3 protein-coding genes and 1 pseudogene are annotated in these 2,600 nt (G+C 70.5%); all 4 read right to left on the reverse strand.

Annotated features, from left to right (window positions below):
• Positions 1–178 (reverse strand): annotated as a pseudogene (locus AC6EI8_RS25975) (nucleotidyltransferase family protein); the annotation flags it as partial.
• The gene (locus AC6EI8_RS25980) at positions 160–1,188 is read right to left on the reverse strand and encodes an XdhC family protein (protein ID WP_149320153.1); all 1,029 of its coding nucleotides are present in this window, start codon (positions 1,186–1,188) and stop codon (positions 160–162) included. The pseudogene AC6EI8_RS25975 and the gene AC6EI8_RS25980, both read right to left, overlap by 19 nt.
• Positions 1,161–1,754 (reverse strand): SRPBCC family protein, encoded by a 594-nt coding sequence (locus tag AC6EI8_RS25985; RefSeq protein ID WP_498383324.1) that lies wholly within the window; start codon positions 1,752–1,754, stop codon positions 1,161–1,163. Before AC6EI8_RS25985 ends, AC6EI8_RS25980 begins: the two co-directional genes overlap by 28 nt.
• On the reverse strand, positions 1,745–2,600 hold an 856-nt coding region (locus AC6EI8_RS25990), incomplete at its 5' end, for a vWA domain-containing protein (protein ID WP_498383325.1). The genes AC6EI8_RS25985 and AC6EI8_RS25990, both read right to left, overlap by 10 nt.

The following is a 2,600-nucleotide window of genomic DNA, read 5'->3' on the forward strand; positions in this document are numbered from 1 at the left end:
TCGCGCCAGGCAGCGCGGTGGCCAGCGTGCGGGCGCTGTGCCAGGCCACCGTGCGTCCGTCCGGCAGCGCCTGCAGCAGCTTGTTGCGCGCGCCGCTGGCATCGAAGCGGCGGCCGTAGCCGGCGGCCAGCAGGATGCCGGCCGGCAGATCGGAATCGATCAGCGGCCCGGACTGCATGCGCTTGCCTCGTTGGCGGCCAGTTCGCGCGCGGCCTTGGCGCCCTCGACCTGCAGGATGTCGGGCAGCGACACGTGGTTCTTCGCCGCGACCACCTCGGCCAGGATCGAGATCGCGATCTCCGGCGGCGTGCGGCTGCCGATATAGATGCCGACCGGCCCATGCAGCCGCGCCAGCTGCGCGTCGTTCAGGTCGAATTCCTTCAAGCGCTCGCGCCGCGCCTGGTTGTTGCGGCGCGAGCCCAGCGCGCCGACATAGAACGCGCGCGTGCGCAGCGCCTCCATCAGCGCGAGATCGTCGAGCTTGGGGTCGTGCGTCAGCGCGATCACCGCGCAGCGCTCGTCCAGCTTCATCTCGATCACGGTGTCGTCCGGCATGGTGCGCACCATGGTGACGCCGGGAATGTCCCAGGTCTCGGTGTATTCCTCGCGCGGATCGCAGACGGTGACCTGGAAGCCGAGGCCGACCGCGATCTGGCACAGGTACTTCGAAAGCTGGCCGGCGCCGATCACCAGCATCCGGTAGCGCGGCCCGTGGATCGTCGCCAGCGTGCGGCCGTCGAAGGTCAGGCCGTCGGTGGCCTCGGCAGGGCCCAGCGTGGCCTTGCCGGTCTCCATGTCGAGCGTGCGGGTCACCAGCCTGCCGTTCTCGACCGCGTCCAGCAGCTCGGCCAGTCCGCTGTCGGCGCTGACCGGCTCGGCGACCAGCTCGATCGTGCCGCCGCAGGGCAGGCCGAAGCGGTGCGCCTCCTCGGCGCTGATGCCGTACTTGATCGCCTCCGGCGCGCGGGCCGCGATGCCCTCGCGCCGGACCCGGTCGATGATGTCGTCCTCGATGCAGCCGCCCGACACCGAGCCGACCACCAGCCCGTCGTCGCGCACCGCCAGCATCGCACCCTCGGGGCGGGGCGACGAGCCCCAGGTCCTGACCACCGTGACGAGCAGCGTGCGGTGGCCCTCGGCGGTCCAGCGCACGCTGCTTTTCAGGACTTCGAGATCCACGCTGTCCATGATCGCTTCCGTTTGGTTTGTTCGCCTGCTTGTTTGTCAGCCGGTTCGCCGGCGGCAGTGGCTTGGTTCGATTCGCCCGCCAAAGGTTCACCGGCTTCGCCTGTCTGTCCGTCGGCCGGCTGCTGGCCGCCGCTGACCGCCTCGGAAAAGCGCGTGAAGAAGGTGTCCGCCATCTTGCGCGCGGCGCCGTCGACCAGCCGCGAGCCGATCTGCGCGATCTTGCCGCCGACCTGCGCCTGCACCGTGTACGACAGCACGGTCTCGTCGCCGTCGGGGTCCAGCCGCACCTTCGCGGTGCCCTTGCCGAAGCCGGCCGCGCCGCCCTGGCCGTCGAACGCGATGGTATAGCTGTCCGGCGCCTGGATGTCCTGCAGCGCCATCCGGCCCTTGAACTTTGCCTTCACCGGCCCGATCGCGGCCGTCATGCTGAGCAGATAGGCGTTGTCGCCATCGGGCTCGATACTCTCACATCCCGGAATGCAATGCTGGAGCAGGGCCGTGTCGTTCAACGCCTCCCAGGCGACCTGCTGCGGCACCGGCAGCCGGTGGGTTTGGGTCATTTCCATGGTGCGGGGTTCTCCTTGTCGTTGGGGGCTCGCCGGCCCGGGGCCGGACCGGGGCGCTGTTGCGCCACGGAATGCGATGCGGAATGCGGTGCGGAAGGCGGCGCCGCCAGCAGCGATTCCAGCGCGAACAGGCTCGCCAGGTTGTGGGCGGGGCGCAGCGCGTCGACATGCGGCAGGATCGCCTGCACGCCGCGCGCCTGCGGTGTGAAGCCCGCGTAGCGCAGCAGCGGATTCAGCCAGACGATGCGATGGGCGAAACGCCGCAGGCGCGCCATCTCGTCGCCGAGCAGGTCGATCCGTTCGTGATCGAGGCCGTCGGTGACCAGCAGCACGGTGGCGCGGCCGCCCAGCGTGCGGCGCGCCCACTGGCGGTTGAAAGTCGCCAGCGCGGCGCCGATGCGCGTGCCGCCGGCCCAGTCTCTCACCTGCTGCGAGATGGCCTCGACCGCGTCGTCCGGATCGCGCTCCCGCAGCGCCCGGCTGACATTGGTCAGCCGCGTGCCGAACAGGAAGACCGACAGCCGCTCGCGCGATTGCATCAAGGCATGGCAGAAGTACAGCACCGCACGCGAATACTGGCTCATCGATCCGGAGATATCGAGCAGCAGCACCAGCGGCGGGCGGCGCTCGGCGTGGCGGCGATATTTCCAGCGCATCCATTCGCCGTGCTGGCGCACCGCCAGACGCGCGCTGGCGCGCAGGTCGGCATGGGCGCCGTGGGTCGCGGCGCGCAGCCGGCGCGTGCGCTCGGTGGCCAGATGGGTGCGGCGCGAGCGGATCAGATGCTGCAGCGCGCGCCATTCCTCGGCCGACAGCGTGTCGAAGTCGCGCTGCGCCAGCCGCTCC

The organism is Cupriavidus sp. R6-3, assembly GCF_059772245.1.